This is a genomic window from Sterolibacterium denitrificans, assembly GCF_900174485.1.
In the GTDB taxonomy this organism is placed as follows: Bacteria; Pseudomonadota; Gammaproteobacteria; order Burkholderiales; family Rhodocyclaceae; genus Sterolibacterium; species Sterolibacterium denitrificans.
The window spans coordinates 752,859-768,686 of the sequence record NZ_LT837803.1 but is presented as its reverse complement, the minus strand read 5'-3'; the positions used below and the strand labels follow the sequence as shown (position 1 = coordinate 768,686).

15 protein-coding genes are annotated in these 15,828 nt (G+C 63.3%); 6 read left to right on the top strand and 9 right to left on the bottom strand.

Annotation, left to right across the window (positions count from 1 at the left end):
* Nucleotides 1-152 precede the first annotated feature (152 nt).
* The 4 genes from SDENCHOL_RS03450 (at nt 153) to SDENCHOL_RS03435 (ending at nt 5,959) form a co-directional block, all read left to right on the top strand.
* Nucleotides 153-1,760, top strand: coding sequence for an ABC-F family ATPase (locus SDENCHOL_RS03450; protein ID WP_154716073.1), 1,608 nt, complete (start codon nt 153-155; stop codon nt 1,758-1,760).
* A gap of 4 nt (nt 1,761-1,764) precedes the next feature.
* Nucleotides 1,765-2,373 (top strand): 1-acyl-sn-glycerol-3-phosphate acyltransferase, encoded by a 609-nt coding sequence (locus SDENCHOL_RS03445; protein ID WP_154716072.1) that lies wholly within the window; start codon nt 1,765-1,767, stop codon nt 2,371-2,373.
* Nucleotides 2,370-4,295: an ATP-binding cassette domain-containing protein gene (locus tag SDENCHOL_RS03440; protein WP_154716071.1), complete on the top strand. Its 1,926-nt coding sequence runs from the start codon at nt 2,370-2,372 to the stop codon at nt 4,293-4,295. Before SDENCHOL_RS03445 ends, SDENCHOL_RS03440 begins: the two co-directional genes overlap by 4 nt.
* Nucleotides 4,296-4,567: 272 nt before the next feature.
* Nucleotides 4,568-5,959 (top strand): DUF1329 domain-containing protein, encoded by a 1,392-nt coding sequence (locus SDENCHOL_RS03435; RefSeq protein ID WP_172954983.1) that lies wholly within the window; start codon nt 4,568-4,570, stop codon nt 5,957-5,959.
* A gap of 137 nt (nt 5,960-6,096) precedes the next feature.
* Here SDENCHOL_RS03435 and rssA read toward each other — a convergent pair whose 3' ends face one another.
* Nucleotides 6,097-7,101, bottom strand: a complete 1,005-nt coding sequence (gene rssA / locus SDENCHOL_RS03430; RefSeq protein ID WP_154716069.1) for a patatin-like phospholipase RssA — start codon at nt 7,099-7,101, stop codon at nt 6,097-6,099.
* A gap of 223 nt (nt 7,102-7,324) precedes the next feature.
* On the opposite strand from rssA, the gene SDENCHOL_RS03425 reads away from it, so the two are divergent.
* On the top strand, nt 7,325-8,752 hold the full coding sequence (locus SDENCHOL_RS03425) for a coniferyl aldehyde dehydrogenase (protein ID WP_154716068.1): 1,428 nt from the start codon (nt 7,325-7,327) through the stop codon (nt 8,750-8,752).
* Nucleotides 8,753-8,784: 32 nt separating this feature from the next.
* On the opposite strand, the gene SDENCHOL_RS03420 is transcribed toward SDENCHOL_RS03425, so the two are convergent.
* Nucleotides 8,785-9,264 (bottom strand): DUF456 domain-containing protein, encoded by a 480-nt coding sequence (locus tag SDENCHOL_RS03420; protein ID WP_154716067.1) that lies wholly within the window; start codon nt 9,262-9,264, stop codon nt 8,785-8,787.
* 156 nt (nt 9,265-9,420) lie between these two features.
* Here SDENCHOL_RS03420 and SDENCHOL_RS03415 point away from each other — a divergent pair, with 156 nt between their 5' ends.
* A complete protein-coding gene (locus tag SDENCHOL_RS03415) occupies nt 9,421-9,855 on the top strand; it encodes a YbaN family protein (RefSeq protein ID WP_154716066.1) in 435 nt (144 codons plus the stop codon).
* A gap of 41 nt (nt 9,856-9,896) precedes the next feature.
* Here SDENCHOL_RS03415 and SDENCHOL_RS03410 read toward each other — a convergent pair whose 3' ends face one another.
* The 7 genes from SDENCHOL_RS03410 to SDENCHOL_RS03380 all read right to left on the bottom strand — a co-directional run bounded on the left by SDENCHOL_RS03410 (nt 9,897) and on the right by SDENCHOL_RS03380 (nt 15,823).
* On the bottom strand, nt 9,897-10,052 hold the full coding sequence (locus tag SDENCHOL_RS03410) for a hypothetical protein (RefSeq protein WP_154716065.1): 156 nt from the start codon (nt 10,050-10,052) through the stop codon (nt 9,897-9,899).
* Between the two features lie 189 nt (nt 10,053-10,241).
* On the bottom strand, nt 10,242-12,230 hold the full coding sequence (locus tag SDENCHOL_RS03405) for an FAD-dependent oxidoreductase (RefSeq protein ID WP_154716064.1): 1,989 nt from the start codon (nt 12,228-12,230) through the stop codon (nt 10,242-10,244).
* Between the two features lie 207 nt (nt 12,231-12,437).
* A complete protein-coding gene (locus SDENCHOL_RS03400; protein WP_154716063.1) occupies nt 12,438-12,956 on the bottom strand; it encodes a nitroreductase/quinone reductase family protein in 519 nt (172 codons plus the stop codon).
* On the bottom strand, nt 12,943-13,212 hold the full coding sequence (locus SDENCHOL_RS03395) for a hypothetical protein (RefSeq protein ID WP_154716062.1): 270 nt from the start codon (nt 13,210-13,212) through the stop codon (nt 12,943-12,945). Before SDENCHOL_RS03395 ends, SDENCHOL_RS03400 begins: the two co-directional genes overlap by 14 nt.
* 16 nt (nt 13,213-13,228) lie before the next feature.
* Nucleotides 13,229-14,023: a hypothetical protein gene (locus tag SDENCHOL_RS03390; RefSeq protein ID WP_154716061.1), complete on the bottom strand. Its 795-nt coding sequence runs from the start codon at nt 14,021-14,023 to the stop codon at nt 13,229-13,231.
* Between the two features lie 168 nt (nt 14,024-14,191).
* Complete coding sequence (locus tag SDENCHOL_RS03385; RefSeq protein ID WP_154716060.1) at nt 14,192-15,388, bottom strand: thiolase C-terminal domain-containing protein; 1,197 nt, start codon at nt 15,386-15,388, stop codon at nt 14,192-14,194.
* 21 nt (nt 15,389-15,409) lie between these two features.
* Nucleotides 15,410-15,823 (bottom strand): Zn-ribbon domain-containing OB-fold protein, encoded by a 414-nt coding sequence (locus SDENCHOL_RS03380; RefSeq protein ID WP_154716059.1) that lies wholly within the window; start codon nt 15,821-15,823, stop codon nt 15,410-15,412.
* Nucleotides 15,824-15,828: the final 5 nt, after the last annotated feature.

The following is a 15,828-nucleotide window of genomic DNA, read 5'->3' as shown; positions in this document are numbered from 1 at the left end:
GACCGGCAAATGCGCCTGTATCCCGCGTAATCACGGCAAACCGGATAAAATGTCCGGCTTCATGCCGCCTGCTAGCTGCCGGGTCATGCCTGCGCTCTGGCGGCCGCTCATCCCGGGCGGAATACAGAATATAGAAACAGGATACACATACCGTGCTCGTCGCATCCAACATCACCATGCAGTTCGGGGCCAAGCCCCTGTTCGAAAACATTTCCGTCAAGTTCGGCGAAGGCAACCGCTACGGCCTGATCGGGGCCAACGGCTCGGGCAAGTCCACGCTGATGAAAATCCTCGCCGGCACGCTCGAAGCCACGGCCGGCAACGTCGCGCTCGACGCCCACGAACGCATGGCCTTCCTCAAGCAGGACCAGTTCGCCTACGAGGAGCAGCGCGTGCTCGACGTGGTGCTGCAGGGTCACCAGGAAATGTGGGCCTGCATGCAGGAAAAGGATGCGATCTACGCCAATCCCGAAGCCAGCGAAGAGGATTATCTGCACGCCGCCGAGCTGGAAGGCCGCTTTGCCGAGTACGACGGCTATACCGCCGAGGCGCGCGCCGGCGAGCTGCTGCATGGCGTGGGCATTCCGACCGAGCAGCATTTCGGCTCGATGAGTGCCGTCGCTCCGGGCTGGAAGCTGCGCGTGCTGCTGGCCCAGGCGCTGTTCGCCAATCCCGACATCCTGCTGCTCGACGAACCGACCAACAACCTCGACATCAACACCATCCGCTGGCTGGAGAACGTGCTCAACGAACGCGAGAGCACGATGATCATCATTTCCCACGACCGCCACTTCCTCAACCAGGTGTGCACCCACATGGCCGATCTGGATTACGGCACGCTGAAGGTGTACCCGGGCAATTACGACGACTACATGGAAGCCTCCACCGCCGCCCGTAGCCGCCAGTTGGCGGCCAACGCCAAGGCCAAGGAGCGGGTGCAGGAACTCCAGGAATTCGTCCGCCGCTTCTCGGCCAACAAGTCCAAGGCGCGCCAGGCCACCTCGCGCGCCAAGCTGATCGAGAAGATCAAGGTCGACGATGTCAAGCCGTCCTCGCGCCAATATCCGTGGATCCGCTTCGAATACGACGACAAGGAAAAACTGCATCGCCAGGCCGTGGAAATCGAGAACCTGCGCCACGGCTACGACCGGACCCTGTTCGCCGATTTCAGCACCATCATCGAAGCCGGCGAGAAAGTCGCCATCATCGGCGAAAACGGTGTCGGCAAGACCACGCTGCTGCGCTGCCTGGCCGGTCCCGCGCTGGGCGGCCTGACGCCACAGAGCGGCACGGTGAAATGGGCGGAAAAGGCGCGGCCGGGCTATTTCGCCCAGGATCATTCGGAGGATTTCGCCCAGGATGAAACCCTCGTCGACTGGGTGCAGCGCTGGGCGCGAGCGGGCGACGACGAGCAGATCGTGCGCAGCACCCTGGGCCGCCTGCTGTTCACCGGGGACGACGGCAAGAAGTCGGTCAAAGTGCTTTCCGGCGGCGAGCAGGGACGCATGCTCTTCGGCAAGCTGATCCTGATGCAGCCCAACGTGCTGCTGATGGACGAGCCGACCAACCACCTCGACATGGAATCCATCGAATCGCTCAACACCGCGCTGGCCAAGTACACCGGCACGCTGATCTTCGTCTCCCATGACCGCGAATTCGTCTCCTCCATCGCCACGCGCATTTTCGAAATCAGGGACGGCGGCATCATCGACTACCACGGCAACTACGAGGACTATCTGGCCAGCCAGGGAATAGAGTGAGCGCATGAACTCGGGCTGGAATCTTTTTTCCTGGTTGTGCCGCGGGGCGCTGCGCCTGGCTGGCTGGCGCGTGATCGAACCGCCGATGAGCACGGCCAAGGCGGTGATCATGGTCTATCCGCATACCTCGAACTGGGATTTCATCATCGGCATCCTGTTCCGTTTTGCTTCGCGCCTGCCGATCCGCTGGGCCGCCAAGGACACGCTGTTCGCCGGCCTGGCCGGGCCTTTCTTCCGGGCGCTGGGCGGCGTGCCGGTAAACCGGCGCGAGCGCACCGGTTTCGTCGAGCAAATGGTGCAGGCCTATGCAAACCATGCGCGTTTCTATCTGGCGATCACGCCGGAAGGCACGCGCGGCACGGTGAATCATCTGAAGAGCGGCTTCTACCGCCTGGCCTTGACGGCTGAAGTGCCTCTGGCGCTGGGCTGCATCGATTACGCCCGGCGCGAAGTGGGCATCATCGGCTTTTATCAGCCGACGGGCGACGAAGCGGCCGACCTGGCCGCGCTGGAAGCCGCTTACGCGGAACGGCGCGGCAAGTTTCCTGCCCAGCAAGGCCCCTTCGTCTTCATCGACATGGATCAGGCCTGGCGCGAACGGGGCGGCGCATGATATTGCTGCGCAAGCTGGGCTTCGCCCGGGGCGGCCGGATGCTGGTCGAGGATGCCAACCTGCAACTGCATCCGGGCTGGAAAGTCGGCCTGATCGGCGCCAACGGCAGCGGCAAGTCCTCCTTCCTGGCGCTCTTGCGCAATGAGCTGCACGCCGAATGCGGCGACCTGGAAATCCCTGCCGCCTGGGTCGTCGCCCATGTCGCCCAGGAAACGCCGGCGCTGCCCGATGCGGCGCTCGAATTCACGCTCGACGGCGATGCCGAACTGCGCCGCATCGAAGCCGAGCTGGCCGCACTCGAATCCAGTTCCAGTCCCAGTTCCGACGCGGCCGCCGGTCAGCGCATCGGCGAGCTGCATGGCCGCCTCGGCGAAATCGGCGGCTACGCGGCCCGCGCCCGCGCCGCCGCGCTGTTGCACGGCCTCGGTTTTTCGGACGCCGACTTCGTTCGCCCGGTGGCGGATTTTTCCGGCGGCTGGCGGGTACGCCTGAATCTGGCGCGCGCCCTGATGTGCCGCTCGGATTTATTGCTGCTCGACGAGCCGACCAACCACCTCGACCTGGATGCCGTGCTGTGGCTGGAAGACTGGTTGAAGAGCTATCCCGGCACGCTGCTGATGATTTCGCACGACCGCGATTTCCTCGATGCGGTGGTCGATCACACATTGCATCTGGAAAACCGGCAGATCAAACTCTACAGCGGCGGCTACAGCGATTTCGAGCGCCAGCGCGCCGCCCAGCTCGCCCTGCAGCAGGCGATGTTCGAGAAGCAGCAGCGCGAGCGAGCGCACCTGACCAGCTACATCGAACGCTTCCGCGCCAAGGCCACCAAGGCACGCCAGGCGCAAAGCCGCATCAAGGCACTGGCGCGCATGGAAGACGCGGCGGCAGCGCATGTCGACACCCCCTTCACTTTCCGCTTTCGCGACACCGAGGCGGCACCCGATCCCTTGCTGGTGCTGGAAAAGGCAGCGGCCGGCTACGGCGAGCGGCGCATCATCGACCAGGTCACGCTGACCCTGCGCCCCGGCCAGCGTCTGGCGCTGCTCGGCCGCAACGGCGCGGGCAAATCGACGCTGGTGAAACTGCTCGCCGGTCAACTCGCGCCGCAAGCCGGCACCCGCGTGGCGGCCAAGGATTTGAAAATCGGCTACTTCGCCCAGCATCAGCTCGAACAATTGCGCCCCGACGAGACACCCCTGCAACACATGATCCGCCTCGACCCGAGAACGCGCGAAGCGGAGCTGCGCAGTTACCTCGGCAGCTTCGACTTCCGTGGCGACCAGGCCACGGCCGCCTGCGGCCGCTTTTCCGGCGGAGAGAAATCGCGTCTGGCGCTGGCCATGCTGATCTGGCAACGCCCCAACCTGCTGCTGCTCGACGAGCCGACCAACCACCTCGACCTGGAAATGCGCGAGGCGCTGAATCTCGCGCTGCAGGAGTACGAAGGCTGCGTGGTGCTGGTCTCGCATGACCGCCATCTACTGCAAACCACCGCCGACGAACTGTGGCTGGTGGCGGATGGCGCCGCCAATCCCTTCGATGGCGACCTCGACGATTACGCCCGCTGGCTGGCCACGCAGCGAGCTGCCACCAGCAGCGCGCCCCGGGAATCCGCTGCTGCCGTCAACAGCGGCGCGGGCGCGCCCGGCAACCGCGAAAAACGCGCCGAGCAACAGCGACAGCAAAATCAGCAGCGCACCCTGCAAAAGGAAGCCGACAAACTGGAAAGGCAACTGGCCGCCTGGCAGGCGGAAATGGCGCTGCTGGAAACGCGTCTGGCCGATCCTTCCCTCTACACTGCCGGCAGCGATGCGGCATTGGCCCAGGCATTGCAGCAACGGCGCGGAGAACTCGGCGCGGCGATTGCGCAAACGGAAGAACGCTGGCTGGAAACACAAGTGGCACTCGAGGCAGGATAAATAAGCCAGGCCTTGCCCAGGCTCAGGCAAGGCGCATCCGGTATCACGGGTGCGCGGGTATATTGTGGCGTGACTGCACCCATGAAATCTCGTGTTACAAAGAAATTACTCACTTGGTCAATTTTTTGTGGCTATAATTTTCTTGCCAGCTTCGGCATCCGGCACGCCAGTGCCTCTCTATGCGTTCAGCAGCGCTGAAGCCCTTTGGCAAGGGAAGAGATTGGTTCCTTCTGTTTTCTTATAAGCAACAAAATCAAGTCGGGGGAGTAACAATGGAATTCAAGTATCTGAAAATCGCAGTTTCCGTAGCCGCCATGCTGGGTGCCGCCGGTACCGTCCATGCCAAGGCAACGCCGGAAGAGCTCGCCCGGCTGGGCAAGGACCTGACCTGCATGGGTGCCGAAAAAGCTGGCTCGGCCAGCGGCGTGGCTGAATTCACCGGCAAGTGGCTCGGCCCGGGCCCCGGCATGACCACCGAAATCGGCAAGCATCCGATCGACCCGTATGCCAACGAGAAGCCGCTGTTCACCATCACCGCGCAGAACCTGGCGCAATACGCCGACAAGCTCTCGCCCGGCCAGCAGGCGATGTTCAAGAAGTACCCGAACACCTACAAGATGCACGTCTATCCCTCGCATCGCGATTTCCGCATGGAGGATTCAGTCTGCACCACGGTTGCCAAGAACGGCGCCACGACCGAGCTTGGCGCCAATGGCAAGACGCTCAACAATTACGGCATGGGCGTGATTCCCTTCCCCTTCCCGAAATCCGGGCTTGAGGCGGTGTGGAACGGCATGTTCCCGACCATCGTCAACGTCGAGTTCCGCGACGAGGATGCCGCCGTGGTCTATCCGAACGGCAACATCACCTGGGGCCAGCAGCAGATGTGGCAGTACTGCCGCCGCAACGACCCCGCGCTGCGCGGCAAGCCGCATGAGGGCATCTCGGCGCATACGCGTCTCCTCACCCTGATGCCGCTGCGCGACAAGGGCTCCGTCGTCAAGACCATGGACAACTTCACCATGGAAGAAGGCGCCCGTCTGGCCTGGCAGTACATCCCGGCGGTGCGTCGCGTGCGTCAGGCGCCGGGCTTCGGCTTCGACAGCCCGATTCCTTCGACCTCCAACACCGTGACCGTCGATGAAGTGCGCATGTACAACGGTTCGGCCGAGCGTTACAACTGGAAGCTGGTGGGCAAGAAGGAGATGTACATCCCATACAACAACTTCAAGCTCGAAGGCAAGGCGGCGGGTGAGAACAAGTACGCCAACCTGCTCAAGCCCGGCCATGAGAATCCCGACTTCGTGCGCTGGGAACTGCATCGCGTGCATGTGCTGGAAGGCAAGCTGAAGGAAGGCTACCGCCACCTCTATCCGACCCGCGTGCTGTATGCCGACGAGGACACCTGGCTGTACGTGATGTCCGACATCTACGATGCCCAGGGCAATCTGTGGCGCTACAACTGGATCAACAACTTCTACGCCCCCGGCCCGAAGGTGTTCGCCCAGGGCAGCGCCTTCTACCACGATCTGATTTCCGGCACCTACACGGCCTTCGATCTGCTGCAGGGCAAGGACAAGCATCTGGTCATCGACCAGCCGGGCGCCGAGTACGCCAAGGTCGAGTTCTACTCGACCGACAACATGAAGGTCAGCGGTTACTGATCAACGATCCAACGATCAACCGCGGATACCTGCAAGACCTGCGCCCCGGACCTTCACAGGCCGGGGCGTTTTTCTTGTTGCGTTCTTCTTGTTTGTTTTCTTGCCGAGCCCACAGCCCACCACCCGCCATTCACCTTTCAGTCTGCCGGTTGATGCGTCAGACCCAGCGGTACGAATTGGGGCAGGGCCGCAATGGCCGCGCGACGGCCTTCTTCGATGGCTTCCGCGCCACGATGAAAATCGTACAGCGACATATGGCCAAGCCGGGGAGTGATCAAGGCGTCCGGCGGATCGCCGGCCATGCGGCTGCGCGAAATGCGCACCTGCATGATGTTCAGGCTGGAAGCCAGCACGCTGAACATCGATGGCATTTCGGACTTGCTGGCGGCACGCTCCGCCAATAGATTGTCCAGGCCGGACTTCAGCCGCCGGACAAAGCCCGCATCGTCGTTGTCGGATGGCTCATCCTCGATTGCCTCGGTTGCCATCGTTGCCGCCATCGCATCCTGTATTTCATCGGCTTCATCCGCCGCTGGTCCATTCACATTCAGATAGCGGCCCAGCACATCGCTGTTGAGATCCACGGCAATCACCACGTCGGCCCCCATCGCGCGCGCCAGCGATACCGGCACGGGATTCACCAACCCGCCATCCACCAGCACCCGGCCTTCGCTCATGATCGGCGTGAAGATGCCCGGCAAGGCAATCGAGGCGCGCACCGCATCCATGGTCGAGCCTTCACGCAGCCAGATTTCCGCACCCGTCGACAAGGCCGTCGCCACCGCGGCAAACGGCATGGGCATGTCTTCGATCGGCAGGTCGCTGAAGTTGTCGCGCAAGTATTGCGTCAGGCGCTCGCCCTTGAGCAACCCCGCCGACAGACGAAAATCCAGGAAGCGCAGGACATCGCCCACGCCCATGCCGCGCACCCAGTCTTCCAGGCGATCGAGTTCGCCCACCGCATAGGCAGCACCCACCAGTGCGCCGATCGACGTGCCGCAGACCAGATCGGGGCGCACGCCCAATTCTTCCAGCGCCCGCAGGACGCCGATATGCGCCCAGCCGCGCGCCGAGCCACCGCCCAGGGCAATGCCCAGCTTGCGCCGACGTCTGCCGGAGCGGACTTGCGATTTGTTCGTCATGATAGAAAAAGCGCTGCGCAGCAGCCTGCCCCGCGTCGATGTGGAGCCGCTCAGGATAACCGATTGCGCATCCGCCGGTCATCCCTGCTCACAGCAAATCACACGCCGCCCATAGCGCCCATGGCTTCCGGCATGCCGCTTTATGCGTTAGCATGCGATGCTCGACACGTGCTCATTGCGCCGGATTTTCATCCTGTTTCCCGCCTGCTCCGCGAGGTATGCCATGTCTCAGCTTCCCGCCGATTTGAAAACCTGTCTTGAACACCAGAGAACCGCCTATCTGGCCGATCCGGAACCGGATTACGCCACCCGGCGCGCCGATCTCGACCAACTGGCGCGCCTGCTGAAGGAAAACCGCGCGGCGCTGATCGAGGCGATCAACCGGGATTACGGCAACCGTTCGCATTTCGAGACGCTGTTCGTCGAATTCTTCGTTGCCCTCGACGAAATCAAGGACACGCGCCGGCATTTGCGCAAGTGGATGAAGCCGCAACGTCGCCACGCCGATCTGCTCACCTACCCCGGCGCGCGCAACCGGCTGATCCCGCAGCCGCTGGGCGTCGTCGGCGTCATCGTGCCGTGGAACTTTCCGCTGCTGCTGTCCATCGGCCCGCTGATCGCCATCTTCGCCGCCGGCAACCGGGCGATGGTGAAAATGTCGGAAAACTCGCAGCATCTGGCCCGCCTGCTGGCCGAACTGAGTCCGAACTATTTTCCCGCAGACAAACTGACGTTCTTCGTTGACGATGGCGGCGGCACGCTCGGCCCGGCCTTTTCGCAACTGCCTTTCGACCATCTGCTGTTTACCGGCTCCAGCCGCACCGGGCAGGCGGTCATGGCGAACGCCGCGCAGAACCTCACGCCCGTCACCCTGGAGCTGGGCGGCAAATCGCCCGCCGTGGTCGCGCCGGACTTTCCGCTCAAGACCGCCGCCGAGCGCATCCTCTGGGTCAAGCTGCTGAATGCCGGACAGATCTGCACCACGGTCGACTACCTGTTCCTGCCCGCAGGCAAGGTGGATGAATTCATCGCCCAGGCGCAGCGTCTGGTGGCCGCGCGCTATCCCGATCTCGACAGCCCGGACTACACCGCCATCATCGACGAACCCGCCTACCAGCGCCTGACCGCCGCGCTGGCGGACGCGGAGGCGAAAGGCGCGCGCCTGATCAACCTGGCGCCCGCGCAAACGCCGGCGGCCGGCGCGCGCAAGTTCGTGCCGCATCTGGTGCTCGACGTCAGCGATGAAATGGAGCTGATGCAGCGTGAAATCTTCGGCCCCATCCTGCCGATCAAGACCTACCGGCAGCCGCAGGAAGTCGTCGATTACGTGAATGCGCACCCGCGCCCATTGGCTTTCTACCCCTTCACCCATGACCGGAAGCTGCAGGACTGGTACCTTCGCCGCATCATGTCGGGCGGCGTCTCGGTGAATGACGCGCTGCTGCATGTCGGCCAGCACGACCTGCCCTTCGGCGGCGTGGGCGCCAGCGGCATGGGTCACTACCACGGTCGCGAAGGCTTCATGACCTTCTCCAAGCTGCGGCCGGTGTTCTACCAAGGGCCGGTTTCGGCAGTCCAGATGCTGTTCCAGCCACCCTATGGCAAACGCGCTTTCGCGCTGATCGAACTGTTGCTGAAGCTGAAAGGCTGAATCACCGTATCCTGCTGCGTCTTGATTGCCGGCTACAGCCACCACATCAGGGCAAACGCCCCGAGCATCGCCATCACGATGCCCAGCTTGAGCGCCACGGCAACGATGAAGGAAAGCCCCGCCGCCGTACCGACGCGAGCAGCCTGGCCGTGACTGCGGCCGGCCAGCCACTCGCCCAGCATGGCCCCGATCACCGGACCGATGATGATGCCCGGCAAGCCGCCGAGAAAACCCAGCAAGCCGCCGACCAAGGCGCCGATGATCGCCTGCCGGCTCGCCCCGGCGCGCTGCACGCCCATGACCGCCGCCAGATGATCCACCGCAAAGGCGAGCAGGGCAAGCAGGCCCAGCAGCCACAACGTTCCCGCGCCGACATGCGCATAGCCGTCGAGAAAAGCCAGCAGCCACAGCCCGGCAAACACCAGCGGCGTGCCCGGCAGCAGGGGCACGATGGTACCGGCGATGCCGCCGAGTATCGTCAGCACGGCAAGTATCAGCAGCAGGATTTCCATGTGGTGGATTCTACCGGTCGCCCGGAAAGGGAAAACCGATTGCCATCACCGTCCCCCTGCGGCGGACACTCTGGCAATATGCGCGGAACAGGCTGGGGCGAGCATCGACGACCAACCGCCAACTGTCACTGACCTGCCCGACTTTTTCCGTATCTCATGTCCGATCATCGCGATCATCGCCTGCACCGCTCTTCCCTGCTGCGCGCCCTGCTCTGGATCTGCGGCGCGGTTTTCCTGGCCCTCGGCATCATCGGCATCGCCCTGCCCGGCCTGCCGACCACGCCCTTCGTGCTCCTGTCCGCCGCCTGCTTCGTGCGCGCCTCGCCGCGCGCCCATCGCTGGCTGCTGCAACATCCCAGCTTCGGACCGACACTGCGCGCCTGGGAAGAACAGCGAACGATTTCGCGCCGCATCCGCAATGTCGCCCTGATCTCGATGCTGTTGACCGGCAGTTTCTCGGTCTGGTTTCTCGCCGGCAACCCCTGGCTGCAGGCCGTGGTCGCCATGGCCATCGTCACGGGATTGATCGTGGTGCTGCGCTTGAAAATCCGTGATCCAAACCAGAACCCGCCAGCGGCAGACGCAGACTGATCACGAATTCGGCAGAACTTGCTCGCTGCCGTGGTTTTCCCTCATGGCCTGCTCAATCGCGCCATGAGGAAATATCCGCCGTATCCGCTCTTCGGCATGGGCCAGCAGGTGAGCTGCCGATAAGCCTGCAGCAGCATGGCGCGATTGGCTTCGATTTCGCAGAGCAGGCGGTAGTTTTCTTCGGCACTCAGACTCACGGCGTCATCTCTTGCTGGATTTTCCTTAGTTCATCAATATCGATCTGATCCTTGCTGCGCAAGGTAACAGACTTCATGACGATCGCCTGAACCTAGTGGATACCATGGATACAGATAACAGATACGACGCGGCCCGCTGCTCCATTCATTTGAATGAAGCAACGGGCCGGGAAGGACTTCAGTCGTAGATTAGATCGTCAGCCCGACATTCGCCCCATGCCGCGTCGATTCGGCCATGTGGCGCGGCAGCCAGGCGGCGCCGGCGATGTACAGTTCCTGCACGCTGCCGTCGGCCTTGAGCTGGTCGTACAGCTCGCACTGCGGCGTCGAGGCGTACACCAGCACCACGCTGTCGAAGCCTTCCTCGCGGTAGGTCTTGCCGCCCCACGACGAGGCGAGTTCGATGGCCTTGCCGTCGATCTTCTTCAACACCAGGTTGGTCTTGACGGCGATGTCGAACTCTTCCATGCGCTTGTGCACCATGCCGACGGAATAGCGGGCGATCTCCGAACCCAAGTGCACGGACTTGTGGAACACCGTGACCTGCTTGCCTTGGGCGGCAAGAAACTCGGCCACGCAGGGCGTCTCGTAATAATCTTCCTGCGAGATGACGGCCACACGCTGGCCGGTCTGCGCCTTGCCGGCCATGACGTCCCAGCCCTGCACGACGTGCGGCTGGTCGAGCCCTTCGACATCATGCGGCACGCGCGGCAACGAACCCGTGGCAATCACCACGGCATCCGGCTTGAGCGCCTTGATGGCCGCCAAATCGGCGCTGGCTTCGAGCTGGACGGTGACGCCGCTGCGCACCATTTCGTTTTCCTCGAAATAGATCTGGTCTTCGAAGGAATCGCGGCCGGCGACCTTGGAGGCAATCAGCAACTGGCCGCCCAAACGCTTGTTCTTTTCCAGCAGGGTGACCTTGTGGCCGCGCTTGGCGGCGATGCGCGCGGCTTCGCAGCCGGCCAGGCCGCCGCCGACGACGACGACGTTCTTCTGCTGCGCGGCGGGTTTGAACTGCTCTTCCCAGCGCAGTTCGCTGCCGATCACCGGGTTGATCGAGCACATCGGCGTGTATGGGAAGGTGGCGGGCTCGGAGGCTTCGTCGATGCAGCGCGTGCAGGCGATGCAGCGGCGGATTTCGTCCAGACGGCCTTCCTTGGCCTTGATGGCGAATTCCGGATCGGCGATGCCGGCGCGCACCATGCCGACCAGGTCGCAGTAGCCGTTCTTGAGCAATTCTTCGGCGACGACGGGATCGTTGATGCGGCCGGTGAACAGCACCTTGATCTTCGGATCGAGGTCGACGCGCGCGCCCTTGCCGACGTCGCGGAACTGGCCGTGGCCGTAATAGGAATTCGGCACGTAGGACGGCGCGCCCCAGCAGTGGCCGACGTCGAGATCCACGAAGTCGAGCAGGCCGGTATCGGCGATCAGGTAGAGCATTTCGCGCATCTGCAGGTTGTCGTAGCCGCCTTCGCGGAACTCCATACCGGCCATGCGGATGCCGACCGCCAGCTTGTCGCCGACGCGGGCGCGGATGCGTTTGAGCGCTTCGACGGCGAAGCGGATGCGGTTCTCAGGCTCACCGCCCCATTGGTCGGTACGGCGGTTGGTTACCGGCGAGAGGAAGCTGTAGGCCAGCGTTTCATGCGCGCAGTGGATTTCGACGCCATCGGCACCGCAGTTCAGCGCGGCTTCGGCGGCATCGGCATAGATGTCCAGATGCGCCTGGATTTCGGCTTCGCCGAGCACATGCGGGGTGTAATCCTGCGCGCCGATCACCGGCACGGCGGACGGCGCCCAGACGGCATTCAGATGGGTCAACTGGACGACGACCACCGCGCCCTGCTTGTGGATTTCCTCGCAGAACTTCTTCTTGCCTTCGAGGAAGGCCGGATTCTGGTAGCTGGCGAACGGCGTGCCGAAGCCCACGGCCAGGCCGATTTCCGGCGGCGTCACGGGCGGGAAGGGGGAATTCAGCAGCCAGGTTTCGCTGCCGATCCAGCCGGTACCGCCCTTGGCCTTGGCGCCGTGGTGGGCGATGAAATGTTCGTCGATCAGGCCGGGGGCCATCGACGAGTTGATGGTATTGGTGGTTTCGCAGATGCGGTTGGGCACCGTCATCGGGCCGACCTGCAGCGGCGAGAACAGGTGATCAAAGTTCACGTTGGCCATTTTGCATTCTTCTCCAGGTGTGGGGCGGACATTCAAATGCCGGGCAATGATTATTGGACGTCATCCCCGCGCAGGCGGGGATCCAGCAGTTCGGGCGCTCATGGATTCCCGCTTTCGCGGGAATGACAGCATCCTTGGGGACACACTCATCGCGCACAAGCGACAGGCCCAGGTCTGAGCCTGGGCCTGGGCTGAAATCACCGCACTTCAGAGCTTCTTCTGGATTTCCAGGCTGACCATCGGAAACTTGCGCTCGGTCTGCTTCTGGAAGTAACCCCAGGCCGGGAAGACCTGATCGAGCTGAGGCCACAGGGCGGCACGCTCCTCGTCGGTAACATCGCGGCCGATGCAAACGTATTTGTCATGATCCTTCTGCACCCAGCAGGTGCGGTTGGTCTTCATGTTCACATACCAAGTCGGATCCTGATCGTAGCCGGCCAGTGAACCGACGACCACCATGTGCTCGCCCCACTGCAGGAAGACCAGCGGCGTGGTGCGCTGCTCGCCCGACTTGCGGCCGGTAACGGTCAGCAGCAGGGTGGGCAGGCCCGAGGGCGAGCCTTTGCCGGTGGACCAGCCTTCGGGATTGGCGCGGTAGCGCTCGACATCCGCCTTGGCGTCGCCACGGACACGATCCAGCGAGTTGGTGGCATCGAGCAGGCCCTGAAATTGTTCTTCGGTCAGGAAATCGGGTTTGACCAGCTTGTCGCGATTATCGGTTGCCATGTGCTTCGCCTTTCTTTTGATGATGTTCGGTGGAATTATGGTCGGTGACTTGGCGGCCGGGTGGCCAAGTGGCCGGGTGGGCCTGTGCAACGGCCATGTTGCCGTTGCCGGGGGCACGGTACAGGCACGGTGTACGTATCGTATACGCGCGCCAGATCACCCTCTGGCCGAGATTCTCGAACGGGCGATTCTGGCCGTTTTTGCTGGAATTTGCAATGTTTTCCGCTACAGATGCCGGCGGCAGAAACGACAGCATTCCCGTGGCGCGGCCGTCAGCCGAGCAGCGCCTGCAGCCGGCCGAAGAACGCCTGGTCACGTGCGTATTGTTCGGCGGAAAGCTGGCTGCGGAAATGTTCGAGCATGTCGAGAAAAGCGGCGACGAGCTGGCGATAGCTAGCCATCGCCTCGGCCGGCATGCGGCGCAGCGGCTGCTCGCCGAGCGTGTGCATGCCGATGAACATTTTCAAGCCGTAAGTGGAGATATCCATTTCATTCATGTCCTGCGTGGCCACGCGCCAGGCGTCGAGAAATTCCGCCGGCGCGTCGAGAGGCGGAAACTGGACGAGACGCGCGGCGCCGACTTCGACGAGATCATTCTTGTCGAGGTCGACACGCCAGCCTTCGGGCAGCAACAGGTTGCAAGCACCCTCGCGGCTCAGGCGCGCAGGATCGATGCGCTCGGCCAGGCAGTGATTGCGCTGAACGACGGCCAGTTCGGCAGGCGTGAGCGACGCGAGAAAACCCGCAGGGTCGGCCATGCCGCCGCCGGCGTAGGCGCGGTTGAGAATTTCCGCATAGGCGGCCTGATCCGCGCTGCCGACGCCGCGCCGCGCGGAAAGCGCGGTGTGGACTTCACCGAGCAGATCGGCCACGGCCAGCAGGCGCTCGGCCACCGGCGCGGCAGCAGCGGCATCGGTTGCGCTGGCGGCCGTATTTTCCGCAGCGGCCGCATAGCCGGCAAAAGCCTGCACATAGGCCGTGAAAAATCTTTCGTCCGGCGTCTGGCGCCAGGTCATGCGCTGGTTCAGCGTGAGCGGGTTCTGTGTCGTGGCGGCGGTGATGCTCATGGGGCGCTCCTTGCGTGTCATGACGCCGCGGCAGGGATTGCCGGCGCGCGCTGGTCATGGTCTGAAGTGCAAGAAGCCTGCCAACCCCAAACCCTATTTTCAGCCGAAAAAAAAATGCGCCCCGACCGAAGCCGGAGCGCATTTTCGGCGGACTGCCGCGCTTCGGTATCAGCGCTTGAGAATCGCCGCCGTGGCGTTACCGCCCAGGCCCAGCGTCTGCGCCAGGCCGACCTTGGCATTGGGCACCTGGCGCGCGCCCGACTGGCCGCGCAATTGCCAGGTCAACTCGGCGATCTGGAACACGCCCATGGCGGTGGTGGCTTCGCCGAAGGAGACGAAGCCGCCCGAGGGATTGATCGGCATCTTGCCGGTCGGCATGGTTTCGCCGGCTTCCAGCAGTTTCTCGGCTTCGCCCGGCTGGCACAGGCCCCATTCTTCGGGGAAGGCCAGTTCGTAATAGCAGGTGTTGTCCTGCAGTTCGGTGAAGCTGATGTCCTTGGGACCGATGCCGGCCTTCTCGAACGCCTTCTGCACCGCCGCCTTGGCTTCGGTGTGGTAGCTGTGGCCCGTGGGCACCGGGCCGGCCAGGCCGCGCGGCAGGGCGTCGTCGAAAGTCATCGTGGCGACGGCGCTGGAGGCGACCCAGACCGGCGGATTGTTGGTGAATTTCTTCGCCATTTCCTTCGAGCAGATCACCGCCGCGGCGGCACCGTTGGAGACCGGGCAGATCTCGAACAGACGCAGCGGGTTGCTGACGTAGGGCGACTTCAGCACGTCTTCCAGGGTGATTTCCTTCTGGAAACGCGCATACGGGTTGCCGACCGAGCACTTGCGCGCCTTGACGGTGACCTTGGCGTACTGCTCCTCGGTGGTGCCGTAGTCGGCCATGCGGCGGCGAGCCAGCGTGGCCCAGAACGACGGGCCGGGGAAGCCGATGCAGCGCTGGCGGAGGAATTCGGGGTCATTCGGATCTTCGAGGCCGGAGGTCTGGATCATGCCCTTGGGCATGACTTCGCCGCCGACCACCAGCACCATGTCGTACACACCGCCGGCCACCAGCGAGTAGCCGACGTTGAAGGCATTGCCGCCGGCGGCGCAGCCGGCCGACATGTTGTAGACCGGGATGCCGGTGGAGCCGAGATCCTCGACCACGTCGTTGCCGTTGAGGCCCCAGCCCTTGCCGCCCGAAAAGCGCGAACTGGCGGCGGCGACGGCCTGGATCTGCTTCCAGGACACGCCGGCGTCCTTCAGCGCCTGATCGACGGCCACGCGGCACAGTTCGGTGACGGACTTGGTGCCGACGATGTCATCGCCGGTCTTGCCGAAGCGGTGGAGGCCTACGCCCAATACTGCGACTTCTTGCATGTTCTTTCTCCTCGCTTCTCGTTAGACCAGTTTGAACTTCCAGGAGGTGAACGTCTTGTCCTCCTCGTGGTACAGGGCATCGACGACCAGTTCGACCTTGGCGCCGACGGAGACTTTTTCCAGCGGATCGACCATCTGGCCGACCAGGCGCAGGCCGTTCTCCATGTCGATGACGCCGATCACATAGGGCTTGAACGGCTTGTCGTGCTTGTGCGGGGCCGGCGGCGCGAAGTCGGCCACCGAATAGCTCCAGATCACGCCCTGGCCGCCGAAATCGCAATCGACGATCTTCGACTCGCTGCAGTTCGGGTTGTGACAGGCGGCTTTCTTCGGGAAGTAGGGCGTGCCGCAGGTCGTGCACTTGGAGCCATGGATCTTGGCGCCGCCTTCTTCCGTGAACAACCCTGCTACGCAGGGGACGCGGGTTTCACTCATTTGCT

Coding starts and splice junctions, on each gene's coding strand:
- SDENCHOL_RS03395 (WP_154716062.1), bottom strand. CDS start 13,212: ATGCTGTCGTTTCTGCCGCCGGCATCTGTAGCGGAAAACATTGCAAAT.
- SDENCHOL_RS03380 (WP_154716059.1), bottom strand. CDS start 15,823: ATGAGTGAAACCCGCGTCCCCTGCGTAGCAGGGTTGTTCACGGAAGAA.
- SDENCHOL_RS03400 (WP_154716063.1), bottom strand. CDS start 12,956: ATGGCAACCGATAATCGCGACAAGCTGGTCAAACCCGATTTCCTGACC.
- SDENCHOL_RS03425 (WP_154716068.1), top strand. CDS start 7,325: ATGTCTCAGCTTCCCGCCGATTTGAAAACCTGTCTTGAACACCAGAGA.
- SDENCHOL_RS03415 (WP_154716066.1), top strand. CDS start 9,421: ATGTCCGATCATCGCGATCATCGCCTGCACCGCTCTTCCCTGCTGCGC.
- SDENCHOL_RS03420 (WP_154716067.1), bottom strand. CDS start 9,264: ATGGAAATCCTGCTGCTGATACTTGCCGTGCTGACGATACTCGGCGGC.
- SDENCHOL_RS03385 (WP_154716060.1), bottom strand. CDS start 15,388: ATGCAAGAAGTCGCAGTATTGGGCGTAGGCCTCCACCGCTTCGGCAAG.
- SDENCHOL_RS03440 (WP_154716071.1), top strand. CDS start 2,370: ATGATATTGCTGCGCAAGCTGGGCTTCGCCCGGGGCGGCCGGATGCTG.
- SDENCHOL_RS03405 (WP_154716064.1), bottom strand. CDS start 12,230: ATGGCCAACGTGAACTTTGATCACCTGTTCTCGCCGCTGCAGGTCGGC.
- SDENCHOL_RS03445 (WP_154716072.1), top strand. CDS start 1,765: ATGAACTCGGGCTGGAATCTTTTTTCCTGGTTGTGCCGCGGGGCGCTG.
- SDENCHOL_RS03435 (WP_172954983.1), top strand. CDS start 4,568: ATGGAATTCAAGTATCTGAAAATCGCAGTTTCCGTAGCCGCCATGCTG.
- rssA (WP_154716069.1), bottom strand. CDS start 7,101: ATGACGAACAAATCGCAAGTCCGCTCCGGCAGACGTCGGCGCAAGCTG.
- SDENCHOL_RS03390 (WP_154716061.1), bottom strand. CDS start 14,023: ATGAGCATCACCGCCGCCACGACACAGAACCCGCTCACGCTGAACCAG.